Origin of the sequence: Microbacterium sp. MYb45, from assembly GCF_002979655.1 — a bacterium.
In the GTDB taxonomy this organism is placed as follows: Bacteria; Actinomycetota; Actinomycetes; order Actinomycetales; family Microbacteriaceae; genus Microbacterium.
In genome coordinates this window covers 1-5,592 of the sequence record NZ_PCPG01000024.1, presented here as the reverse complement: position 1 = coordinate 5,592, position 5,592 = coordinate 1, and the positions used below count along the sequence as shown (strand labels likewise).

Sequence of the window (5,592 nt, the reverse complement as noted above, 5' to 3'; positions counted from 1 at the left end):
GGTAAGATAGAGAAGTTGCCCTGCGGGCCTGGCTGTGATGGCTGGGTCGTGGGAGCATCCGATCCTTGAGAACTCAACAGCGTGCACTTGTCAAATGCCAAATTATCCTCGTCTCCACTTCGGTGGGGGTGAGAATTCCTTTGGATCAAAGACCAACTCCTTTCGGGGGGTTGGCAATGGATGAAGTCAGCAATGAATTTGTCTCTTTGGTCAGCATCAAACTCGCTGCGTCACCGTTTTCCCGGTGTCGTATGCATTTCTTTTTTACGGAGAGTTTGATCCTGGCTCAGGATGAACGCTGGCGGCGTGCTTAACACATGCAAGTCGAACGGTGAACACGGAGCTTGCTCTGTGGGATCAGTGGCGAACGGGTGAGTAACACGTGAGCAACCTGCCCCTGACTCTGGGATAAGCGCTGGAAACGGCGTCTAATACTGGATATGTGACGTGACCGCATGGTCTGCGTCTGGAAAGAATTTCGGTTGGGGATGGGCTCGCGGCCTATCAGCTTGTTGGTGAGGTAATGGCTCACCAAGGCGTCGACGGGTAGCCGGCCTGAGAGGGTGACCGGCCACACTGGGACTGAGACACGGCCCAGACTCCTACGGGAGGCAGCAGTGGGGAATATTGCACAATGGGCGCAAGCCTGATGCAGCAACGCCGCGTGAGGGACGACGGCCTTCGGGTTGTAAACCTCTTTTAGCAGGGAAGAAGCGAAAGTGACGGTACCTGCAGAAAAAGCGCCGGCTAACTACGTGCCAGCAGCCGCGGTAATACGTAGGGCGCAAGCGTTATCCGGAATTATTGGGCGTAAAGAGCTCGTAGGCGGTTTGTCGCGTCTGCTGTGAAATCCGGAGGCTCAACCTCCGGCCTGCAGTGGGTACGGGCAGACTAGAGTGCGGTAGGGGAGATTGGAATTCCTGGTGTAGCGGTGGAATGCGCAGATATCAGGAGGAACACCGATGGCGAAGGCAGATCTCTGGGCCGTAACTGACGCTGAGGAGCGAAAGGGTGGGGAGCAAACAGGCTTAGATACCCTGGTAGTCCACCCCGTAAACGTTGGGAACTAGTTGTGGGGTCCATTCCACGGATTCCGTGACGCAGCTAACGCATTAAGTTCCCCGCCTGGGGAGTACGGCCGCAAGGCTAAAACTCAAAGGAATTGACGGGGACCCGCACAAGCGGCGGAGCATGCGGATTAATTCGATGCAACGCGAAGAACCTTACCAAGGCTTGACATATACGAGAACGGGCCAGAAATGGTCAACTCTTTGGACACTCGTAAACAGGTGGTGCATGGTTGTCGTCAGCTCGTGTCGTGAGATGTTGGGTTAAGTCCCGCAACGAGCGCAACCCTCGTTCTATGTTGCCAGCACGTAATGGTGGGAACTCATGGGATACTGCCGGGGTCAACTCGGAGGAAGGTGGGGATGACGTCAAATCATCATGCCCCTTATGTCTTGGGCTTCACGCATGCTACAATGGCCGGTACAAAGGGCTGCAATACCGCGAGGTGGAGCGAATCCCAAAAAGCCGGTCCCAGTTCGGATTGAGGTCTGCAACTCGACCTCATGAAGTCGGAGTCGCTAGTAATCGCAGATCAGCAACGCTGCGGTGAATACGTTCCCGGGTCTTGTACACACCGCCCGTCAAGTCATGAAAGTCGGTAACACCTGAAGCCGGTGGCCTAACCTTTTTGGAGGGAGCCGTCGAAGGTGGGATCGGTAATTAGGACTAAGTCGTAACAAGGTAGCCGTACCGGAAGGTGCGGCTGGATCACCTCCTTTCTAAGGAGCATCTGACACCTCCGGGTGTCCAGAACCCAGATCGAAGGCATACGTTCTTCGCTGGGAGCTCATGGGTGGAACATTTGACATGGTGTGAAGGATGTTGTTCTTCTCTAGTACGTCGGGTCTTCGGATCTGGTGGGAACGGGGAGGGTGGCGGATGTCGCACCTGCACGCTGTTGGGTCCTGAGGGACCGGATGCGCACTGGCCTTTGGGTCGAGTGCACAGTCGGTTACTCTGGGCCTCTTTCTGTTTCCCCTTTTGTGGGGTTGTGGATGGGGGCACCGCCCGTACTTTGAGAACTACACAGTGGACGCGAGCATCTTGCAGCTGGCTTCGGTCAGTTGCACAAGATGATCTTAAAGATCATTAGTCAATTTCAGATTCCATCTTCGGGTGGGGTCGAGTTTTTGATTCAAACTCATGTGATTTCAAGTCTTTAAGAGCAAACGGTGGATGCCTTGGCATCTGGAGCCGAAGAAGGACGTAGCAATCTGCGATAAGCCTCGGGGAACTGATAAGCAAGTTTTGATCCGAGGGTGTCCGAATGGGGAAACCCCGCTGGGCGGCGTGCCGACCTAGTGACTCCCGCCTGAATATATAGGGCGGGTAGAGGGAACGTGGGGAAGTGAAACATCTCAGTACCCACAGGAAGAGAAAGCAACCGCGATTCCGTTAGTAGTGGCGAGCGAAACCGGAACAGGCTAAACCTAGCGTGTGTGATAGCCGGCAGGTGTTGCACGTTGGGGGTTGTGGGACTTTTCAGTCATCTCTGCCGAGGTGGCGGCGTTACAAGAAGGTATAGACGAACGGTCTTGAAAGGCCGGTCATAGAGGGTGCCAACCCCGTAGTCGAAATGCCTCTCTTGGCGCGAAGAGTATCCCAAGTAGCACGGGGCCCGTGAAATCCCGTGTGAATCTGTCAGGACCACCTGATAAGCCTAAATACTCCCAGATGACCGATAGCGGACAAGTACCGTGAGGGAAAGGTGAAAAGTACCCCGGGAGGGGAGTGAAATAGTACCTGAAACCGTTTGCTTACAAACCGTTGGAGCCTCCTTAGTAGGGGTGACAGCGTGCCTTTTGAAGAATGAGCCTGCGAGTTAGCGATATGTGGCGAGGTTAACCCGTGTGGGGTAGCCGTAGCGAAAGCGAGTCTGAATAGGGCGATTCAGTCGCATGTCCTAGACCCGAAGCGAAGTGATCTATCCATGGCCAGGTTGAAGCGACGGTAAGACGTCGTGGAGGACCGAACCCACTTAGGTTGAAAACTGAGGGGATGAGCTGTGGATAGGGGTGAAAGGCCAATCAAACTTCGTGATAGCTGGTTCTCTCCGAAATGCATTTAGGTGCAGCGTTGCGTGTTTCTTGCCGGAGGTAGAGCTACTGGATGGCCGATGGGCCCTACAAGGTTACTGACGTCAGCCAAACTCCGAATGCCGGTAAGTGAGAGCGCAGCAGTGAGACTGTGGGGGATAAGCTTCATAGTCGAGAGGGAAACAACCCAGACCACCAACTAAGGTCCCAAAGCGCGTGCTAAGTGGGAAAGGATGTGGAGTTGCCTTGACAACCAGGAGGTTGGCTTAGAAGCAGCCACCCTTGAAAGAGTGCGTAATAGCTCACTGGTCAAGTGATTCCGCGCCGACAATGTAACGGGGCTCAAGCACGCCACCGAAGTTGTGGCATTGACATTATTGGTAGGCCTTCGTGGTCCAGCCGTGTTGATGGGTAGGAGAGCGTCGTGTGGCCAGCGAAGCGGCGGTGTGAACCAGCCGTGGAGGCTACACGAGTGAGAATGCAGGCATGAGTAGCGAATGACGTGTGAGAAACACGTCCTCCGAAAGACCAAGGGTTCCAGGGTCAAGCTAATCTTCCCTGGGTAAGTCGGGACCTAAGGCGAGGCCGACAGGCGTAGTCGATGGACAACGGGTTGATATTCCCGTACCGGCGAAGAACCGCCCAAGCTAATCCAGTAGTGCTAAGTGTCTGAATCCCAGTGACTGATCCCTTCGGGGTGACGCTCTGGGCCTAGCGCACGACCCCATTCTGGTGCGGTTAGCGTATTAACAGGTGTGACGCAGGAAGGTAGCCCAAGCCAGGCGATGGTTGTCCTGGTGCAAGTGCGTAGGCCGAGTCGTAGGCAAATCCGCGATTCATTAAGGCTGAGACACGATGCGGATAAAAAGTGGGTGATCCTATGCTGCCAAGAAAAGCATCGACGCGAGGTTCTAGCCGCCCGTACCCCAAACCGACTCAGGTGGTCAGGTAGAGAATACCAAGGAGATCGAGAGAATCGTGGTTAAGGAACTCGGCAAAATGCCCCCGTAACTTCGGGAGAAGGGGGGCCTTCGGCGTATAGGGATTTACTCCCGAAAGCGTTTGGAGGCCGCAGAGACTAGTGGGTAGCGACTGTTTACTAAAAACACAGGTCCGTGCCAAGTCGCAAGACGATGTATACGGACTGACGCCTGCCCGGTGCTGGAAGGTTAAGAGGACCGGTTAGCCGTAAGGCGAAGCTGAGAATTTAAGCCCCAGTAAACGGCGGTGGTAACTATAACCATCCTAAGGTAGCGAAATTCCTTGTCGGGTAAGTTCCGACCTGCACGAATGGCGTAACGACTTCCCAACTGTCTCAACCGCGAACTCGGCGAAATTGCATTACGAGTAAAGATGCTCGTTACGCGCAGCAGGACGGAAAGACCCCGTGACCTTTACTACAGCTTGGTATTGGTGTTCGGTGTGGCTTGTGTAGGATAGGTGGGAGACTTTGAAGCATGGACGCTAGTTCGTGTGGAGTCATTGTTGAAATACCACTCTGGTCACTCTGGATATCTAACTTCGAACCGTAATCCGGTTCAGGGACAGTGCCTGGTGGGTAGTTTAACTGGGGCGGTTGCCTCCCAAAAAGTAACGGAGGCGCCCAAAGGTTCCCTCAACCTGGTTGGCAATCAGGTGTCGAGTGTAAGTGCACAAGGGAGCTTGACTGTGAGACTGACAGGTCGAGCAGGGACGAAAGTCGGGACTAGTGATCCGGCAGTGGCTTGTGGAAGCGCTGTCGCTCAACGGATAAAAGGTACCTCGGGGATAACAGGCTGATCTTGCCCAAGAGTCCATATCGACGGCATGGTTTGGCACCTCGATGTCGGCTCGTCGCATCCTGGGGCTGGAGTAGGTCCCAAGGGTTGGGCTGTTCGCCCATTAAAGCGGTACGCGAGCTGGGTTTAGAACGTCGTGAGACAGTTCGGTCCCTATCCGCTGCGCGCGTAGGAAATTTGAGAGGATCTGACCCTAGTACGAGAGGACCGGGTTGGACGAACCTCTGGTGTGTCAGTTGTTCCGCCAGGAGCACCGCTGATTAGCTACGTTCGGGATGGATAACCGCTGAAAGCATCTAAGCGGGAAGCCGGCCTCAAGATGAGATTTCCATACCTTCGGGTGAGAGGCTCCCAGCCAGACTACTGGGTTGATAGGCCAGATGTGGAAGTGCAGTAATGCATGCAGCTGACTGGTACTAATAAGCCGATGACTTGATAACACACCGTTTGTTGGTGCTACGCGTCCACTGAGTGGTTCTCGATGTACGGTCGAGAACCGCATAACAACAATGACTTTGTTATGTGTTTGATTGAAACATCAATAGTGTTTCGGCGGCCATAGCGTGAGGGAAACGCCCGGTTACATTCCGAACCCGGAAGCTAAGCCTCACAGCGCCGATGGTACTGCAGGGGGGACCCTGTGGGAGAGTAGGACACCGCCGGACTCCTTTTAGACAAAATGGCCACCCATCGATGGGTGGCCATTTTGC

3 rRNA genes are annotated in these 5,592 nt (G+C 54.5%); all 3 read left to right on the top strand.

Going from position 1 to position 5,592, the window contains the following annotated elements:
- Positions 1-263: 263 nt before the first annotated feature.
- The 3 genes from CQ034_RS19365 (at position 264) to rrf (ending at position 5,547) form a co-directional block, all read left to right on the top strand.
- Positions 264-1,787, top strand: a 16S ribosomal RNA gene (locus tag CQ034_RS19365).
- 430 nt (positions 1,788-2,217) lie between these two features.
- Positions 2,218-5,322 (top strand): 23S ribosomal RNA (locus tag CQ034_RS19355).
- Between the two features lie 108 nt (positions 5,323-5,430).
- Positions 5,431-5,547: ribosomal RNA gene (rrf, locus tag CQ034_RS19350) — 5S ribosomal RNA — on the top strand.
- The 16S, 23S and 5S rRNA genes sit together here, the layout of an rRNA operon.
- Positions 5,548-5,592 lie beyond the last annotated feature (45 nt).